This is a genomic window from Roseovarius sp. MMSF_3350, from assembly GCF_030733425.1.
Taxonomy (GTDB): Bacteria; Pseudomonadota; Alphaproteobacteria; order Rhodobacterales; family Rhodobacteraceae; genus Roseovarius.
The window spans coordinates 72078-90419 of sequence record NZ_JASHIZ010000017.1 but is presented as its reverse complement, the minus strand read 5'-3'; the positions used below and the strand labels follow the sequence as shown (position 1 = coordinate 90419).

At 57.2% G+C, this 18342-nt stretch carries 12 protein-coding genes and 1 pseudogene; 3 read left to right on the top strand and 10 right to left on the bottom strand.

Annotated elements, in window-relative coordinates; all coding sequences use genetic code 11:
* Positions 1–47: 47 nt before the first annotated feature.
* Positions 48–926: a WYL domain-containing protein gene (locus tag RBB31_RS15705; protein WP_306130249.1), complete on the top strand. Its 879-nt coding sequence runs from the start codon at positions 48–50 to the stop codon at positions 924–926.
* A gap of 49 nt (positions 927–975) precedes the next feature.
* On the opposite strand, the gene RBB31_RS15700 is transcribed toward RBB31_RS15705, so the two are convergent.
* The 5 genes from RBB31_RS15700 to RBB31_RS15680 are packed head-to-tail and all read right to left on the bottom strand — an operon-like array spanning position 976 to position 11907.
* Positions 976–4269, bottom strand: a complete 3294-nt coding sequence (locus RBB31_RS15700) for a DUF499 domain-containing protein (protein ID WP_306130248.1) — start codon at positions 4267–4269, stop codon at positions 976–978.
* Between the two features lie 49 nt (positions 4270–4318).
* Positions 4319–7144 carry a DUF1156 domain-containing protein gene (locus tag RBB31_RS15695; protein WP_306130247.1) on the bottom strand — a complete coding sequence of 942 codons (2826 nt, stop codon included), beginning with the start codon at positions 7142–7144 and terminating at the stop codon, positions 4319–4321.
* Entirely contained in the window at positions 7141–7539 is a 399-nt protein-coding gene (locus tag RBB31_RS15690; RefSeq protein ID WP_306130246.1) for a hypothetical protein, read from the bottom strand. The genes RBB31_RS15695 and RBB31_RS15690 overlap by 4 nt, the downstream gene beginning before the upstream one ends.
* A 13-nt stretch (positions 7540–7552) precedes the next feature.
* Entirely contained in the window at positions 7553–11062 is a 3510-nt protein-coding gene (locus tag RBB31_RS15685) for a helicase-related protein (protein WP_306130245.1), read from the bottom strand.
* Positions 11059–11907, bottom strand: a complete 849-nt coding sequence (locus RBB31_RS15680; RefSeq protein ID WP_306130244.1) for a WYL domain-containing protein — start codon at positions 11905–11907, stop codon at positions 11059–11061. The genes RBB31_RS15685 and RBB31_RS15680 overlap by 4 nt, the downstream gene beginning before the upstream one ends.
* Positions 11908–12627: 720 nt before the next feature.
* On the opposite strand from RBB31_RS15680, the gene RBB31_RS15675 reads away from it, so the two are divergent.
* Positions 12628–14013 carry an IS1182 family transposase gene (locus tag RBB31_RS15675; protein WP_306130259.1) on the top strand — a complete coding sequence of 462 codons (1386 nt, stop codon included), beginning with the start codon at positions 12628–12630 and terminating at the stop codon, positions 14011–14013.
* A 342-nt stretch (positions 14014–14355) separates the two neighbouring features.
* Positions 14356–15471 carry an NYN domain-containing protein gene (locus tag RBB31_RS15670; protein WP_306130243.1) on the top strand — a complete coding sequence of 372 codons (1116 nt, stop codon included), beginning with the start codon at positions 14356–14358 and terminating at the stop codon, positions 15469–15471.
* A 180-nt stretch (positions 15472–15651) separates the two neighbouring features.
* On the opposite strand, the pseudogene RBB31_RS15665 reads toward RBB31_RS15670, so the two are convergent.
* The 5 genes and pseudogenes from RBB31_RS15665 to RBB31_RS15645 all read right to left on the bottom strand — a co-directional run.
* A pseudogene (locus tag RBB31_RS15665) lies at positions 15652–15780 on the bottom strand (integrase core domain-containing protein); the annotation flags it as partial.
* Positions 15781–15821: 41 nt separating this feature from the next.
* Positions 15822–17003 (bottom strand): IS256 family transposase, encoded by a 1182-nt coding sequence (locus RBB31_RS15660; RefSeq protein ID WP_306130242.1) that lies wholly within the window; start codon positions 17001–17003, stop codon positions 15822–15824.
* An 82-nt stretch (positions 17004–17085) separates the two neighbouring features.
* Positions 17086–17514, bottom strand: a complete 429-nt coding sequence (locus tag RBB31_RS15655; protein WP_306130241.1) for a transposase — start codon at positions 17512–17514, stop codon at positions 17086–17088.
* Positions 17515–17567: 53 nt separating this feature from the next.
* Complete coding sequence (gene tnpB, locus RBB31_RS15650) at positions 17568–17921, bottom strand: IS66 family insertion sequence element accessory protein TnpB (RefSeq protein WP_306130240.1); 354 nt, start codon at positions 17919–17921, stop codon at positions 17568–17570.
* Positions 17918–18331 carry a transposase gene (locus tag RBB31_RS15645; protein ID WP_306130239.1) on the bottom strand — a complete coding sequence of 138 codons (414 nt, stop codon included), beginning with the start codon at positions 18329–18331 and terminating at the stop codon, positions 17918–17920. The genes tnpB and RBB31_RS15645 overlap by 4 nt, the downstream gene beginning before the upstream one ends.
* Positions 18332–18342 lie beyond the last annotated feature (11 nt).

Below are 18342 nucleotides of genomic sequence, written 5' to 3'. Positions count from 1 at the left end.
CGACGTCAATATACTTACTATACGCATTTCCTCAGGGAGGGAAAGAGATGGGCGAACCAGCAAAGGGGTTGAGGTGGGGCGTGGAGCGAAGGCTCGAATTCATCGAGTTTCGCTTGTATTGGGAAGGGGGGATAAACCGCGGAGAACTCACGAGTTTCTTTGGCGTTTCAGTGCCGCAGGCCTCGAAAGACCTTAGCCAGTATCAGGACCTCGCCCCCGACAACATGCATTACGACAAGAGTGAAAAGCGATACTTCACGTCAGCCAAGTTCAAGCCTTGTCTGATCGAACCGGACTCCGATCAATACCTGTCACAACTCAGGGCGGTCGCCGATGATGGTATGCGTCCAGAAGGCATATGGCTGTCGAATATGCCGGAAGCTGATCTCATGCCGATCCCGCATCGCCGCGTCGAACCCAGCGTTTTGCGTATGATCCTCGGCGCTATTCGCGGACGAAAAGCAACGGAGATCGTCTATCAATCGATGAACCCTAAGCGTCCCGACCCAGAGAAGCGCGGTATCAGTCCTCACGCCTTCGGTCACGACGGCTTTCGCTGGCACGTCCGGGCCTTCTGCCACATCGAGCACAAGTTCAAAGACTTTCTCTTGTCTCGCTGCCTGGAATGCAAAATTACGGGCTCAGCCGAAGCTACGTCAGATGAGGATCGGCTTTGGCAGGAATTCATCGACTTGCGCTTAAAGCCAAACCCAAGACTCTCAAAAGCGCAGCAGCGCGTGATCGCTTCGGATTACCACATGGAAGACAACGAACTGAGACTAAGGGTGCGAAAAGCCCTTCTATACTATTTCAACAAACGACTGCGACTCGACGTTGCAGAGGCGCTTGATCGACCACAGGAGGCACCGATTGTTGTGGCCAATAGGGCTGCATTTGAACAGGCGCTACTTTGTGCTCAATCCTAAGGAGTTAAGCCATCGTCTTTGCCATCGCATTGACCTGCCCTTCTCCAGACTATTTCACCGATTTATCAGTGAAACCAAGAGTGCTGGCATTCTCTAAAAGCGTTCGCACTTTCGCTCGATCAAGCCCAGACGGAACCTCGGCATCAATTTCCAGTTTTAGAGAAACATCTGCTTCTTGCAGTGTCGTAAGCTGTTCGACAATCGCTTCAACAATCTGATGCATATCACGTGCTGGTCGATCTGCGTTAAGCATCACTGTTCCGACGAAGCGTTTTGGCTTTTCATCCAATTCGGATCCGTTTGCATCATCTTGGGTGTCACCACCATTTCCTGTCGCTGGAGTACCATTTTTACCAATGCCGTCCGTCGCGGTGTTCGTTCCAGAATCTGTTTCGCTCTGTTCCGGAGCAGTGGTGGGCTTCGGTCTCTTTGTTTCAGCTACCTCGGATCGAAGTATCAATGACTCGCTGTCTATCGATACAAGCGTGTTCGGGGAGTTATCGATCACCAGACCCGCATAGGAATCGGACGTTTCATCCCACCGCTCGGCGTATGCGAATGGACCCGGAAGCATTCCAGATATAGCGGACTGTACTGATTTTATCAGCGCATCTCTATTTTTCAAACGAGGTAGATATGTGTAGCGGTTCAGATATTCCCAGAGATCCTTCAAATACAAATGCGGCTTTTCGTTCCAAATATACTTCTCCAGCTCTCGATTTAGCCGTTCGGGTCCAATTTCTTGTAGTAAGGCCTCGTCGCTAACGAGTTTCTTGCTCGACCGGCCAAGAAGGCCATCCTGTGCGGGTATCTTGGCAGAAGAAAGCTCTACATCGGATTGCGCTGAACTCTGGTACGGATAAATTAGGTAGCACCATGTTTCCTTGAGCCTCGTTTGCGCTGTTTCGTGCGCCTCCTTTTCTTTTTCTTTGGCAAGCGTGATTTCCGTGGTTCTCAGGTTGAGGCGGCCACTCTCAGCGTCGCGCACGACCCCACTCCATGCCAGCGCCGAGCGTACAGCTTCTTTCAGGTTGTCGATTTGGCGGTTGTCCGCGGCTATGAACACAAGAGTGTTGCGGTAAACGCGAGGCGTTGCGCCTCTTTGCAGTAGGATGTCCTTCACTTCGACCTGTGCGTCTGAGCCATCGCGGCCTGTATGAGCATGTGCAACGCCAAGTACGACCGCCCTCACGCCGCCGGGTTCATCGGGTACCTCTGAAGAGCTATCTGGCGCGACTTGCACGGCGTCAAAGTGGCCACGATCCGTAAGGCCGTTGATGTATGCCGCCAACGCCTTGTCGATATCGACGAGAACGAGAGCTTCTTCGAGTTGGCTCGCGCGATCTGCAGCAACCCGGTTCAGGCTTGCAGACATCGAATACCAGTAGCGACCTTGATCGCTATGCATAAACTTGGCTCGGTTGGTCAGCCTGCGGAGGGCATCACCAAAAATCGCAACTCTTTCGCCAGGCTGCACCACACCCAGATTTATTCGTCTATCGTTTATTCCTTGGTTCTGCTGGCCCTCGGTTGGCGCGGTTGCGACGAATACAGACCTCGCCACGCGTCGTGTCGCTGAGTATCGGTTTAGGTTTGGTGCGGATTGGTCAATCCTGTAAGGCGTGGAGTTCAGTCCATCCACGTCACCAGCAATTATCCCCTGCCATGCGTTCGGCAGATAGTGTAGCAGCTCAGGTTCCACACGAGCCGAACTGATCGCTACGCTACCCGGCATAATCATGACCGAGGGATCGCCGGACATCCATAGCTCATGGATGACTTGCGCCATCAGTCGCAGCACCCCCCGAGTTTTCTGGAATTTTTCCAGTGAACCCCAAGCCGTGTACAAGTGATCGAAAAGATCCGGATGGATCGGATAGGCTTTTTCGAGTTTGCGCCTATAGTCTTCGTCGGCGCAGCCCTGCGGGAAATCGTTCGGGTTTTCTCGATACAGCTTGGCGAATTGCTTCAGCGTATTGTCCCGATGCATATACTTGTCGCCCGATATCTCCTTGAAGAGCCGCCGCCGAACAATCTCGTAGCTTTCTTCCTGTGATGCTGGCCGCCATGAACTCTCGACACGGCTGAACGTTTGCTTGAGGCGCGCCAGTGCTTCCTGGCCACCCTCGCCGCCAACCTCAATCTGCGATGCAGGTAGCGAGGCGACCAAGAGCGTCTGTGGTGATGCCTTGACCGCTTCGGTCAACGCCTGAACGAATGACAGATTTGCGTCGAACGATCCCGACGGAAGCCCTTCGACCTTGTAGATCTGGCGAAGATAGGCGACCCACTCGTCGATCAGGATCAAGCTTGGCGCGCATTTCTTGAAGATGGCTTCGAGCAAGTTCGAGCCCGGTGCGATCCCCCGCGCGTCGTTTTCCGCGATCATTTCGAAGGCGTCTTGTCCGCCAAGCTGCCAGGCAAGCTCTCCCCAAGTCGTGCGTATTTCCGGCCCACCCTCAAGTTTGATAACGTCCTGCGGGCCTCGTGAGGTGCCCACGAGCACTGCGCGGTTGATCTTGTCCGGTACCGCCAGTTCCTTGTCTGAGAGAAGTTGGTCGAGCCCAGGCAGATCCTGAACTGATGTGTTGCCGACCATATGATAGAGAGCGAGCATCGAGTGCGTCTTGCCGCCGCCAAAGTTGGTCTGCAATTCAACAACCGGATCGCCGGATTTGCCCGATAGTCGTTTCGCGGCGCCCTCCAGAAGCTTGCTCAAACCATCTGTCAGATATGTCCGGCCAAAGAACTCCCGCGGATCACTATACTCCATGGGGGCGCTGCCGTTGTGCACCTTCGCGAGGTCGGCGGCGAACTCGGCCTGCTGGAACTCTCCGGTTGCGACGTCCTGGTGCGGCTCGACCACATCGCGCCACGGTAGCAATCCCGAAACCGTCTCGGTCGAAATGGTCGAGGTCTGGCCCTTGCGCTCTTCCGATCGTGCAAGCTCCCGATATTTGGTGCGCAGGATGGTGTCCCGCATCTTGCCAAGCTGGCTTGCGGTTTCACCCGCACTAATCGCTTCGCAAAGGCGCCGCATCGAATCCAGGGCGCGCTCGGCATCATCGTAGCTGAAAGCCTCGTTGTGTGAGAGGCGATTGCGCACCTCGAGCAATTCGGACACCATTGAGCGTTCCATGTGCCCGAGTACTGTCGAGAAGCTATCTTTCCAGTAGGCCATCATGGTTTGCAGAAGCCCTTGCTGATCCCAGCCCACGCGTCCCTCGGAATTGGGGCGGAGGCCTCTGATCCGTTCAATGACTTCCACTTGCCAATGCCCTTGCAGCGTGCTGTCGAGCCGCTTCTCCACGAACGGGATCAACGCCTCGGGCAGCAGCTCCATGCCTTCGAAAACGGTTTGGCGTGCACTCTTTGCCATTAGGGAAGTACCTTCAAATATCCATCGCCGATTGGCGGTTTACATCTTCGATCCGGATCGTCGCAGACAGGCGCGTCAGATCCGTCCAAACTGCGATCAGCCCGTTGTAGGAGGTCGCCTCCTTCGCGTCCTTCCGCTTGTTTGAGCAGACGTCGTAAAGGTAGTAGGCGAGGTCCTTGACCATCTCGGCGCGGTCAGGGCCCAGCTTCTTGAGCATCAGCGCGGCGGCGTATTCGCCGTCGTTCTCCAGCACGCGGATCAGATGCTGGCAGCATTCCCAGATCGTCAGGTGATCGTCCTCGGCCGGGTCCCAATCCGGGTCCAGCTCGGCGCGCTTGAGGATGCGGACCTTGCCGGCGGAGCTGTCGACGATCCCGGCATGCTTCACGCTCTCGACCGAGATGCCGCGCGCACGGGCGAGATTATCGGCCGCGCCGTAGTCGCCCTTGTCGGTGCCGTGCTGCTCGAACCAGGTCGCGGCAAAGCGGGTGTCGGCGTCGAACTCGCCATGCAGGTCGTTTAGGAACTCGTCGAGCTCGGCATTGATCAGCTGCAGCGCGGTCTTGACCGTCATCGGGCTGTCGTCAGCTTCCAGCACCGCCCTGTAGCGCGAGAAGACGCCCATCCCGGGGCCGATGGCCGATTGCGGCATGTCGGCGGGGGAGACGTTGGCGGCCTGAAGCTCGGCGATGGCCGGCGGTAGCTCGCGCTTCAGGGCGCGGATGAACTCGGCACGGGTGATTGCTTCCGCGGTGTCTCCTTTCTGACGGCAAACAAGCACGACCGAGTTGGCGAGCGCGTTGGTGCCAGATGCGACCATGCGGTTTGCCATTTCCGTTCGCAAAGGCCAAGTGCCAACTACCGCGTATCCCGCCTCTACTACAGCTTGCAAGAAAGTTGCCCAGCCTGTTGAACTGATACCTTCTTGGGCAACTTCGCTTTGCTTGAAAGCATAGTATATTGTTGCTGGTGCACTGGCCGAGGGCTGCTTCGCCATATTGCTTATGGCTTTGCTCATGCCATCCAAGAAAAACCTCTCGGCGGACTCTCGTCCACCATGACGAAAAGAAGTCGCAACAAGTTCTTCTGATTTTGGCGTGGCCAGCACGGAAAACAGACTTGGAAAAACGTCGCGCAAAGAAGCGCGCATCCAGCAGTAAAAGAAATCAGATAGGTCCGCATATCCAATATTGTCATAATACGGTGGGTCAGTTGAAATTACTGATCCACTTGGAATTTCAACTGACTGCGCATCAAATTGGATCTCCTGTCCAGTATTGGATGGATGAAATTTCTCGATAACCTTGAAAACCCACCCAATATTACTCGAGAAGTTGCCCGTCGCGTGCGAATAAGGGTTTCCCTCAGCAAAATCCCAAGTCATGGGCAGTGCTTGCCGGGCAAAAGTGTTTCGTAATGCCTCCATTTTTGGAGAAGAGTCCCAAGAGCAAATAGTTGACCCTCGATCAGCAGACCGATTGATCGCGAACGCTAAAAAAATGCTAATCGCATCGGCGTAGGCGGATGATCCGGATCCTTCATCGGAAAGTCTCTGTTGGTCAATCTTGATTTTTGAAGTCTCTGCATCAAGCCTTATTTTCTCACGCAATTCAGGCAGCAAACCAATCAGAGTCTTGAGAGATATTATCTGCCTGTCAGTGAAGAGTTTACCCCAATTTTCAAGGCCAAAAGCATGACAAGTCCCTCCCGTGAGTCTTGTCGGGGTTTCACCCATTAGGAATGTGTCGCGAAAACTTTGAGCGTCAGATTCATATCCTGCAACTAAGGCCGCATCTATTTGCATTTGATTTGGAGCTACATAGTTTCTACCGCTTTTGCCTTCTGCAGCAATTGCAATCAGTTGTTGACCCATATTTCCAGCCTTTGCTTGTTCTCTTACATAATCAGCGGTGATGGCCCCACCGCTTAGCAAGCATCGGAAATTTGCTCGGCCGGATTTCGTGCCTTCTCTGGCAGCGGCGATCTCGGCTTTCGTGCCTCCTCTACGTACTTTGAAAGTTACCGTCTTTTTTGACTTGTCGACGAGGGGCTCAACCCATGCCTCTTTATTTGTCTTTGATCCAAGAAGAAAACTTGACGCGATAGGCACGTGTGCTTCCGCAAAAGCTGGATCAGGGCTGGGAACAGTTCGCGCCCAAATCCAAGCGATCACTGTAGCCTTGGCCCCACCTTGCTCTTTTGGTAGATCGACCTGCGGATAAAGATGTCCAATTCGCTCCCACGCTTTCTCGCGCAGCCATTCACCATAGTATTTCACGTCCTCCGCCAGCCCTTCGGCGTTGCGGTAGTGGTTGCGCTCCTTCATCCCCGGATGAATCGGCTCCATGTCCTTGAATTTCGGTGGAATCTCGATCATCGCCTTGCCGATCATAACCGCCACCGGGTTCAGGTCGGACCCATAGGCGGGTAGCCCCAGCCGCTGCGCCTCCAGCGGGATCGACCCGCCGCCCGAGAACGGGTCATAGACCGGGGGCAGCTTACCGCCGCAGCTTGCGCGGATCTCGGCCCGCGCGCGCTCCAGCACTTCCTCGTTGGTCGAGTTCTCCCACTTCACCAGGTCCTCGATGATGGTGAACAGCCGCTTGCGTTCGGCCTCCACGGCCTCCTCGGTCGGGAACCTGTCCGGATGACTCGACGGATCGTCCACCAGCTGCGCGAACAGCACCGCCCGACACGCCGCCAACGGCCGCCGCGCCCACCACAGATGCAGCGTCGAGGGATGCCCATGCCGGATCGACTTCTCCCGCGCCGACGCCGCATTGATCGCCTCGAGCGGGATGGCGACTTCGATGAGTTTCTTTTTGTAGGGGGTGGTCATGTTTGTCGTCTTTCGAATGTCACCTGGCCGGACGGTGTCAGGACGAACACGAGTTCGTCGTTGATCGTCTGGCCGGAGATAAGTTCTTCATCCAGCAGGGACTTGATCAGGCCCTTGTCCGGGTAGCGGCGTTGCCCGTCAGCGAGGTCGAAGACCGCCGGAAAGCTGTTTGGTGGCAATGTTTCGGTGCTGTGGGTCGCCAGTTCAAGGTAGAACGGCACCGCGGCGAATTTGCGCGCGGTGTCGGCGCGCCGCTCTCCGCGCGGGCTGCTTCGCCACGACTGAAGGTCGTGGTGGTTTCGCACGCTGGTCGTTTTCGTGAGCGGCTTGCTGGCGCCGGCATAGCTGTCGGCGATGATGCGCTCTGCATGTTCGGTGCGAACGGCAATTCTCATCATCCGGCTCCTGTCATTGAGGCGCTCCCGCGCGTTCGAGCAGCCGATTGATGTTGAATTGAATGGCGTTCTGGTCGAAAGGCGGCTCGCGCGTATCGAGCGCTCCGCGAAGATAGCGGGGCGCGTGCACATAGCCGTCGCCGATCTGGACGATGGCGAGGAAGAACTTCTCTGGCTCGTGAAGCGAGGTGATAACCTCCTGTCGCGTGATCATTACCGTGTCCGCGCCGTCAATCCGGCCCTTCACCTCGATGAATCGCATATGGTCGACGTTCGGATCGTAGGACGCGATGTCGTAGCCGACCTTCTGGGCCGACACGTCCTCCGGCCGGTTCCCGAGTTCTCGCTCGACGGCCATGACCGCCTCCATCGCTTTCAGCTCAATCTCGCGGCGGGCTACCGGATCCTCCGAGAAGCCCGACCCGGCATCGGCCATCTGGGCCGGCATGCGCGCTCGCAGGAGGCCGCGAGGCACCACGACCATCCCTCCGCGCACGCGGGGAGGCTGAGCCGAGATGAAACGCTCCTGGTCGATCAGCTCAAGGCGACGTTTCATGCGTTCGGCAAGATCCTCTGCCCGGCGCTGCGCGTTCTGCCAATTGAGTCTCGTCTTCTTGCCGGCTTTCTCCTGCTCCTTAAGCTCGAAGGCGCGCGAGTCCCAGTAATTGATCTCTTTCTTGAGGCGGGCTTTCACCTCCTGCTCGACCTTGTCGATCTCGGGCAGCCGGCGACCGCGAACCTCTGCCACGTGCCCTTGGGCGAGTTCGACGGTGGCGAACTGGACGACCTCTTTTTCAAGGTCACCCCGTAGCCAGTCGGCATTTAGAACATCCTCGACACTGCCGATTTCCTCGGGCTTTGGCGGACGCAGGTTGAGATGAGGCGCGATCCCGGCATTGGTCACCGTGCCAGCCTTGTCGATTGTCGCGAACTGCAGCTTTTGCGAAATCACGTTGGCGTTTCCCGAGCTGGTCTGGCGCCCGTCTTGCACACTGTGTTCGAGCAGGAAGATGGCAAAGACGTCAGTGCCGTCGTCGGTGTCATCGACAAAAACTGCCCCCTGTTTCATTAGGTGGTCGTTCTGCTCGCGCACCACGCTGATTACAGCGTCAAGTAACGGGTGCCCGGGACAGACGAAAGCTGCCACCGGCTGCTGATTGATTTTCGCCTTTTCGAAGCAGATGCGCTCGTACTTCTTCTGGAGCGGTGCGCCTGTGCCGGTCTGGCGATCGCGTTCCCGCACGCTTAGGGGCACATGGGTAATTTCCCAACGACCCTCTTCACGGCGCTTGATCTGTCCACCAAGGCGCTGAAACGCTTCCACGAAGAAGCTTTGAATGTGATGCGGTTGCAGTCGCTGTGCCTCCGCCCGCTCCATTTCGAGCCGCAGTTCCTGAACCCGTGCCTCCGGCATGGTGTCGCTGGTTAGCTGCCGCTTCTGCAGCAGGTGAAGCAGATGGCTTTGATCAACGGCACCATCGACTGTCTGAAAGAGGCGCGCCTTCACCTCGTCCTGCTCACCATACTGGATTGCTTCGAACAGAAGATCCTTGAGGGCCCGTTCTTCGAAAAGTTCGCCAAGCACGTCGTAGACCCGGCCGCCGAGCGCCTCCCTTGCAGCCTCCAGTTTCTCAAGGAGCCGAGCATAGACCTCCCCCTCTCGCGTGTCTTTCGCCACGAGGTTCCAGAGGTGACAGACCTCGGTCTGGCCGATCCTGTGAATCCGCCCAAAGCGCTGTTCGATCTTGTTGGGGTTCCATGGCAGGTCATAATTCACCATGAGATGCCCGCGCTGCAGGTTCACACCTTCGCCGGCCGCATCGTTGGCGATGAGAACAAGGAGATCGCGGTCCTGCATGAACCGTTCCACGATCTTGCGCCGCTCTTCCCGCGAAACACCGCCGTGGATGACATCCACTGCATCCGGTCGACCAATCCGAGCAACGACCTTTTCACGCAGGTATTCCAGCGTGTCCTTGGGTTCGGTGAAAATGATGAGTTTGCGCCGATGCCCATCTTGATCGACCATCAGGTCATCATCGAGGATCCTGTCAAGCTGCTGCCACTTGGTATCCTTCCCAGAGCGAAGGACGCCGAGCGCCATTTTCTCGAGGCTCTCGAGTGTTTGAACCTCGATTTCGAGTTGCTCCACGGTCTCGGCCGTGGTGGCGCCAGTGGATATCTGCTCTTCAAGATCGTCGAGTTCGTCCTGGCCGTATTCGTCGAGATTTCGAAGCATCTCGTCGCTGACCGATACTCGCGAAAATGCCGTCGGCTTTCCACGCGCGGCGAGTTTGGCTTCCGAGAGTTCGTTCTCCAACCGCTCGCGGCGCCGTTTCAGTGACTGGTAGATCGCGGCCGGGCTGGATGCGAGCCGGCGCTGCAGGATTTGCAGGGCAAATCCGACATTGTTGCGCTTCTTGCCGTCATCTTCCGCGAACCTCTGAACGCGGTTCATTTCGTTGCGCACATACTCGGTCACTGCGGTGTAGAGTTCCGCTTCCTCCGGGGAGAGGTCGTATTTCACGGTGTATGCGCGACGTTCAGGAAACAGCGGGCGACCATCGAAACGAAGAAGCTCTTCTTTCGTGAGGCGCCGCATCATATCTTCGACATCCGCGACATGCACGCCGTCCCGGAACCGTCCTTCAAAACGATCTCCGTCCAGGAGCGCCATGAAGAGTTGGAAGTCCTTTTCCTTCCCATTGTGGGGCGTCGCTGTCATGAGCAGGAAATGCCGGCAGGCCTGGCTTAGCTGCTGACCGAGCTGATAGCGCTTGGTGTATTTGACCTCGCTCCCGAAATACGTGGCTGACATACGATGGGCTTCGTCGGAGATGATCAAGTCCCACTCCGTCGAAGATGTCAGCTTTGCCTGTAGTTCCTCATTCCGGGCCAGGACATCGAGGCGCGCGATGAGCGTGTTGCTGTCGTTAAACGGGTTTCCTGACCGAGAGCTTTCGATCATGTCCCTGCTCAGGATATCGAACTCGAGACCGAATTTTTCGCCCAGTTCATCCTGCCACTGTTCGACCAGGCTGCCTGGGGCAACCACGAGGCAGCGTTCGAGATCACTCCGCGCGATGAGCTCTTTGATCAGCAGCCCTGCCATGATCGTCTTTCCCGCACCCGGATCATCCGCCAAGAGAAAACGAAGCGGTTGCCGCGGGATCATCTCGCCGTAGACCGCCGAGATCTGGTGCGGCAAGGGATCCACGAGACTGGTGTGGATCGCGAGATAGGGGTCGAAAAAATGAGCCAGCTTGATGCGGTTTGCCTCTGTCACGAGGCGCAATTGCGCACCGTCGGCGTCAAAGGACCATTTGCGCCCTTGGCTTTCGATCGCAAGGCGATATTCATCGTCACGATATAATGTCGTTTCGGCAATGGAACCGGCGGAGGTGCGATACACGACATTGATCGCTTGATCCCCGATCCACTCGACGGACAGGACCTCGACAGAGGGTCCAGGGGCCACGCCTGCGACGCGACCGCCGGGCTTGATCTCCTCAAGAGCGCTCACGAGACCGCCTCTTTGCCGATGAGCACGATTTTCTGATCTTGCGGCCGACGCGCGTCCGGGTCGGTATCGAGCCCTAACCTTTTCAGTGCGTAATACTCGAGAGCCTTTCGCACCAGGATGGTCGTGCTGCCGTTTTGCATCCCATAATCTTGTGCGATCACGTCTTTCTGGCCGCTCGATAAATCCGGGTGTGGAGCAATGCGCAGCGCGATCTTCGTGTTCCAGTGCAGGTCGTTGCAGGGTTCGGCCGACGCCGCACGAGAGTTTTGCACCTTGCGAATTCGAGACAATACGAAGTCCTTGTAGGCGCCATCGATTTCACACCAGGCGCGCGCATGCCACCGAAATCCATCGTAAGCGATCGCGTGTGGTGCGATCCACCTCCAGATTGCGTGCGGGCGCGTCAGAGACTTGTAAAGGACCTCAATTGCCTCTCCCTTGTTAATCGCTCCGACAACGTCGCGCAGTATCTTCGGAGCGATGCCTCGGACCGGGGTTGGCGCGGAGTCGAATGCGGGCAGCTTGGCGATCCAGGCATCTTCTGTGCTGAGCAGACCCTCGAAGCTCGTTCGCAACTGGGTCAGGTAATGGTACTTATCGAGCTTTTGGAATTTTGCATCGAACGCAGAGCATCGTACGTAGGTCCGAGCGCTTTTGTCGTAGACCATGTTGTTCGGGGCGAAGCCAAGATACCGGTTCAGGTCGGCTGACGCCTGGTTCGCTGAAATCCCGAACTGGTTCATCAGATCGCTGCGGTTCACATGCCCCTCCCAGAACAGACGGAATTCAATGAGATCAAGCTTTTGCTCGACATCCCAGCGGAGCTCAGCCTCGTTGTTTTTCACCGCGCTCTCCAGGCTTGGCCGATGCATACAATTACTGTGTGCACCCAGTTTGTGGGCCGATCTGACCGTAGCAATCACCGGCTTACGCTTCAATCGGTTTCAGAGGAAGGCGCGCAAACGTAGTATCTTGCAGCCATTTGCATAGCGAGTATCCAAGCGAGTTCCTTGAGGCGCGAGAAGCGCTTCCAACTCGCGTTCCTGTAGGTGAGCGCATATTTTTTTGCGGCGCGCATATTTTTTGCGTGCCGCGGAAGAGCTGAAATCCAATAACCTAATAAATATCAGTATCTTACACGGATTTAGCTATCCCTGCCGTCTTCTGCGGATTTCTTCCTTCGCCCGAGGGCGCACTGAAGCACAGCAATCTCGGTTGTTGTCCTGGCTGCGATGAATCTTGCCATTGCCCATCAATCTTCATGACACCCAGTTACGACCAGCGCCGCCCATCCTGGGAAGCGGTCTTCGCCTCACCAGCTTGAGTGGAGGATGATCAGTTAGTCGCATTCAGCGGCGGCGCAGCGCTGTAGCGGTGGGGGGTATACGGACCTTCTCTGCAAGAAAGAACTCACACTCGCCAGAGCTTGCAAGCGGGCTGTCGGCCATGATCACACCGCCGAACCCGGCGGGTCCCACACAAAGGGCGTATTTTGTTGAAAAACTCTTCCTTGATCGAGACCTGAACTGCTGATTCAATTCCTGTAATTGAGGGGAGGATCGATGATGATGGGACCGCAGCAGGAAGCGCAACCGGCGCTGTTCTACGATTTTTCTCTGGAAGATCACGTCCCGCAGGATCACCTGCTGCGGTCCATCGCTCGCTTCGTCGACCTGAGCGGCATCCGCGCCCACCTCGCGGATTTCTACAGTCACACGGGCCGTCCCTCCGTCGATCCCGAGTTGCTGATCCGCATGCTGTTGGTCGGATACTGCTTCGGCATCCGGTCCGAGCGGCGGCTGTGCGAAGAGGTGCATCTGAACCTGGCGTATCGATGGTTTTGCCGCCTCGATCTGGCCGACCAGGTCCCGGATCACTCGACGTTTTCGAAGAACCGGCACGGCCGGTTTCGTGACAGCGAGCTGCTGCGCCACCTGTTCGAGACGACGGTGGCGCGCTGTATCGAGGAGGGGCTGGTGAGCGGCCAGCGCATGGCGGTGGATGCCAGCCTGATCGAGGCGGACGCGAACAAGCAGAACTCGACTCCGAAGGAGGATTGGGACGTCTCACAGATCGATCCAGCCGATGCGCCCCGCGCGGTTCGCGAGTATCTGGACACTCTGGATGAGGCCGCGTTTGGGGCCGCCAGCGAAGTGCAACCCAAGTTCACGTCGCTTTCCGACCCGGCCAGCCAGTGGACTGCGGCGCGCAAAGGGCCAGCATTCTTCAGCTTTTCCGACAACTACCTGATCGACACGGATAACGGTGTCATAGTCGATGTCGAGGCGACACGGTCGATCAGGCAGGCGGAGGTCGGATCCACCAAGACGATGTTGAAGCGCGTAAAGGAGAAGTTCGATCTGCACCCCGAACGCCTGATCGCGGACACCGCCTATGGCACCGGGCCGATGCTGGGCTGGCTGGTCGACCGCAAGATCGCCCCGCACATTCCAGTCTTCGACAAGTCCGGGCGCACCGACGGCACCTGGAGCCGGGCGGACTTCGACTGGGACGCCGAGAACGATCGATACATCTGCCCAGAAGGACACGAGCTGAAGCAGTTCCGCCGGAACTATTCCGACCCGAGCCGGGGGCCGACCAGTGAAGGTCGGGCCAAATACCGCGCTCTGAAACTGACCTGCCAGGCCTGCCCGTCGAAACAGCAATGCTGCCCGAACGCCGATGTCAGATCCATCACCCGCGAGGAACACGAAGACGCCCGCCAGGTCGCCCGAGACATCGCGAAGACCCGCCAATACGAGATCTCGATGAAGCTCCGGAAGAAGGTCGAGATGCTCTTCGCCCACGTCAAACGGATCCTCGGCCTCGGAAGGCTCCGATTACGTGGTCCATGCGGCGCAAATGACGAATTCCTGCTCGCCGCAACCGCCCAGAACCTCCGGAAATTGGCAAAGATCTTTCCTGCACCGCAGCAAGCGCGCAAAGCCTGATCAGAAAGGCGCTTGCGCCGGATTTGAAACAGCTATTTCTGCGCTCGCGAACGGGCGTTTTTCCACAGAATCGGCGGGAAGCTGCCGTTCGCTGCAAGTGCGCGAGCTCTGGGGGCAATCTGGCCAAAGCGGCTGTTCAATGACAGGCCAAATCCACGAATACTGGCACTGATTCAATGGTGTTGGTGAGCCCAAGGTGTGGATGCTGCCGCTTGCATGAATGTCGGCGACTCAGGACGACATCGGCCAAAATTCTCGTTTGGGCTGCGTTCAAACGCTTGAAGCGCTGCGCCATGACGATACTGTGTCCGGAAGCAGTTACAAATTATGGCGGAAAGATAAATGATTGGCGACTTTGGTGACCGAAATCCACGGAATAGAGACATTAAAGTTGCTGAATATGCGCCTGAAAAATGGAAAGAGTTCTCCTTCGCCAGAGAAGAAGTAGCAACGAAAGCTATCAAGAAAGCTGGCGGAAAAGTCGAGACCTACAGAGTGCTCGTTCAAGTTGATCTCAACGGAATGTATATGCGCTTGCATAAGTGGCTTGCTGAGGCCGGTATGCCTATCAAGGATGGGCTCATTCTAAGTCGCTTCGCTTTTTTTCAAATTTATGATGCCTTTGAAAGAATTAAGAAGAGTATCGTAGAAATTTCAGGCGGAGAGTTCGCAGACTTTGAAGGCGTCACAGAGGACATCCGAACGACTGATAACGAAGGCATTTGGATCGATCCAAATAAGACCTATTTGAAATTTTCTCCGCAATTTGATCTTTTTTATGCTCCGTCACCTCACAAAGATATCGAGTGGAAGCTGCGTAAAGAGGCTCGATCCGGTAATTTTAACCTGCAAAGGCTTGTTAAGAATGCGGGTAAAGGGGTCATTGAAGTTTATGGAAACGAACGCGATTACAATGCCTATGATGATTTCATTGCAAAGTTAAAAGCGAATCCAGAATACTCTCAATCGGAGCAAGGGTTCTTTTGTTACCATGTAGGGCCAAAAGGTCTTAGCAGCTTTGGCGAAAAAGAAGTTGACACGCGTATTGTGATACGCGCTATGGATGCTCTTTATAATTACGAAGCTGACGTTATTTGTGTGGTTTCTTCTGACCAAGATTTCTTGCCGCTGAGCAAGAAGGCTTCTGAATTTGGGGTATCTTTTTACCAGGCCGACTTAGCCAAATTTAATTTGCAGCACAATGTTGGTCGGAAAATCAAAGAGTTGGGATCGAAGTTTCTGAAGGGCCGGATTGATCCAAGCTGGCCACTTAAGGTAATTCTTGAGGCTTCGAACTCCGAAGAGCATAAATCGTCCGCACTCTACGAGATAGATGAGGACGAGCTTAGAACTCTTTGCCAGATGCACAATGAATTCAATGACTACCATATCTCGCCAAATTTTAGTTCGGATGGAACAGTCTCGGGCTTGGTTCTATCAAAACCACTAAACTTGTGACCCATGATCTCGCAATCGATAGGGGTCCGCTTTGACGGGTCGCAACGCAGCATCGGCTCTATGAGATGAATGGCCGCAAAGGGCCGTTCGCGGCGGCTCGCTTTTGAAGCCGCGAGCAACACTCTCACTGAACCGACATCGGTCGCTGGTGTGCCCCCGTCGGGTGGTCCGGTTTAATTGTTAGTGCATCGTGGGCTTTTGGTCCATCGGAACGATGCTTTCCGGCGCAGGCGGCCGATACCCTAACGAGCTATGCGGCCTGACGGTGTTGTAGTGGATGCGCCATTGCTCGATCAGGATTTGCGCCTCGATAGAGCAACTTGGTGTCTGGAAATTGGCCGACGCCATGATCACGCATCCTGGCATTCCCATTTGAGGTAGGCCTTGGTGTCCGAGGCCCATTTTTCGTCGACCTCGACCAGCACGGCACTGACCAGGCGCTCGAGGGCGGCCTCGTTCGGAAACACTCGGACCTTGACGGTGCGACGCTTCAGTTCCTGCTGGACGGAGCGCTCCATGGGGTTCGAGGTGCGCATCCGTTTGCGATGGTGTTCGGGCAGCGTGAACACCGCCAGGCCTTCGGGCACATTCTCCTCGAGCCATGCGGCCAGTTTCGGCGCGGTGTCGCGATAGCCTGCCACCAGTTCGGCCACGGCGGTTTCCGCCTTCGCAAGACTGTCTGCCGTCCAGACTGATTTCAGCTGCTTGCCGATGCGCTTGCGGATCTCGGCGTTCGGCGCGTGATGGATGGCGTTCCGGGCGAGGTGGAACTGGCAGCGCTGCCATGTGGCGCCGCCCAGAACAGCACGACGGGCAGCCCGCAGGCCGCTATGGTCATCGGAGACGACGTATTCGACCCCGCGCAGGCCGCGGGCCTGGAGGCTTTCCAGGAAGGCGCGCCAATGCACCTCGGCCTCCGACAGGGCGACGGAAACGCCGAGCACGCGGCGCCGCTCATCAGGGCCTATCCCTATGGCCGAGAGCACCGCGGCATCGCGCACGATCCCGCCATGGCGCATCTTTTCATACCGGGCATCGAGGATCAGATATTTGATCTCGCCGAGAGGCCGGTTGCGCCAGGCCGCCAGTTCGTCATCGAGCAGCTTGGCGGCGCGGCTGACTTGGCTGGACGACAGGCTTTCGATGCCGAACTCGCGCATCACCGCTTCCGCTTCGCGGGTGGAGACGCCCTTCACATACATTTCGGCCACCGCCAGCATCACGGCACGCACCGAGCGTCGCCCGCGCTCCAGCGACTGCGGGTAGAACGGCTGGCCCTCATGATCGGCAGTCTTGGGCACCTGCACCGAGACCGTGCCGGCCGGCGTGTCGATGCGCTTGGGCTTGTAGCCGTTGGCATACCCCTGCCGTCCAGGCGTGCGCTCATAACGACCGGCTCCGAGAAAGCGCTCGCGCTCGATCTGCATGGCCAACTCGAAGGCCCGGGCAAAGACAGTCGCCATGTCGTCCGGGCCATGTTCGATCAGATGTTCCATGAGGGCCACGACCGTCGTATCCTTGTCTTCGTCCATTTGTCTGTCTCCATGGTTGGTTTTGCAATTCCATGGAATACCAGAATGGGCAGCCACTGCCGGGGCCGGCCCCGGCAGTGGCTCATGGCGCCAGCGTCAAATGAATTTCCAGACCTGAAGTTACACCACCGTCCTCGGGCAGGTTGCCGCGGTTGCGCTTGGCCGAAGACGCCGTGCGACGGGACGTGCCGTCCGAAGGAGCCTGCGTCTCCTTTTGCTCATTGGCTTCGGCGACGGCCGTCTCGAGATCCTCGAAGGCCAGCTGCCGTTCATCTTCGCTGAGCTTCTCGGATCGCTTGCCATGGACGAGGTGGTTCAGCTCGGCCACCAGGTGCTCGAGGCGCTTGATGATGTCCTTGAGACCGGCCGTCTCGCTCCTGAGGATGGCTGTTTCGTCCTTGAGGCTCGCCGCTTCATTCTTGAGCTCACCCCGCTCGCGCAGCAGTGCGGCGACAGCTTCACGCTGGTCCTCGGGAATGGCCGACAGGTCTATTTCTACGGCGGCAGGCATGCACCGAACATACCCGGAAGAGACTGGAATTGCACGTCAATTCGTCCGCTATATCACTCTGCCGTAGCCGGTCGGCGCGCTTCCAGCGACCTGACCTTTCGCCAGTCCAACCCGGCAAACAGCGCCTCGAACTGCGCCCGGTTCAACGTCATCACGCCGTCCCGGATCGCGGGCCAGATGAAGGCGGTCTCCTCCAGGCGTTTGTATGCCATCACCAGACCGCTCCCGTCCCAGAACAGGATCTTCAGCCTGTCGGCCCGCTTGGCCCGGAACACAAAGACGGTGCCGGTGAACGGATCCTCCTTCAGCACCGATTGCACCAGTGCCGCCAACCCGTCGTGTCCTTTCCTGAAGTCGACCGGCTGTGTCGCCACCAGGATGCGGACGGTGTGGGACGGCATCATCATGCCTCAGCTCCGAGCGCATGAACGATCTCGGCGATCCGTCTTGCAGGCGTGCCGGCGGCGAGCTCGATCCTGACAGCGCCGACGGCAATGCGAAGCAGGTCGCCCGACTGCGGCAAAGCCTCCCGCTCCACTGACTCCTCCGGCTCGCGCAGGACGAGGGGCGCGAAGGCCGGGAGCGCATCAGCCTCCGAGGCCGCAGGCAGGACCAACTTGCCCCTCTTCGCCAAGCCCCGCCAGGCGGACAACTGGTTCGGCTTAACCCCATACCGCTCGGCCACGGAGTTCACGGTCGCGCCCGGCTCCAGCGTCTCCGCGACAACCTGAGCCTTCACATCATCCGGCCACCGTCGGTGCCCTGACGCATGGACCTCCACACCCAGCGATCTGAGAAACGAATTCGTAGCACACATTGCGAAACGCA

Coding starts and splice junctions, on each gene's coding strand:
- RBB31_RS15705 (WP_306130249.1), top strand. CDS start 48: ATGGGCGAACCAGCAAAGGGGTTGAGGTGGGGCGTGGAGCGAAGGCTC.
- RBB31_RS15700 (WP_306130248.1), bottom strand. CDS start 4,269: ATGGAGCTGCTGCCCGAGGCGTTGATCCCGTTCGTGGAGAAGCGGCTC.
- RBB31_RS15695 (WP_306130247.1), bottom strand. CDS start 7,144: ATGACCACCCCCTACAAAAAGAAACTCATCGAAGTCGCCATCCCGCTC.
- RBB31_RS15690 (WP_306130246.1), bottom strand. CDS start 7,539: ATGAGAATTGCCGTTCGCACCGAACATGCAGAGCGCATCATCGCCGAC.
- RBB31_RS15675 (WP_306130259.1), top strand. CDS start 12,628: ATGATGGGACCGCAGCAGGAAGCGCAACCGGCGCTGTTCTACGATTTT.
- RBB31_RS15670 (WP_306130243.1), top strand. CDS start 14,356: ATGATTGGCGACTTTGGTGACCGAAATCCACGGAATAGAGACATTAAA.
- RBB31_RS15660 (WP_306130242.1), bottom strand. CDS start 17,003: ATGGACGAAGACAAGGATACGACGGTCGTGGCCCTCATGGAACATCTG.
- RBB31_RS15655 (WP_306130241.1), bottom strand. CDS start 17,514: ATGCCTGCCGCCGTAGAAATAGACCTGTCGGCCATTCCCGAGGACCAG.
- tnpB (WP_306130240.1), bottom strand. CDS start 17,921: ATGATGATGCCGTCCCACACCGTCCGCATCCTGGTGGCGACACAGCCG.
- RBB31_RS15645 (WP_306130239.1), bottom strand. CDS start 18,331: ATGTGTGCTACGAATTCGTTTCTCAGATCGCTGGGTGTGGAGGTCCAT.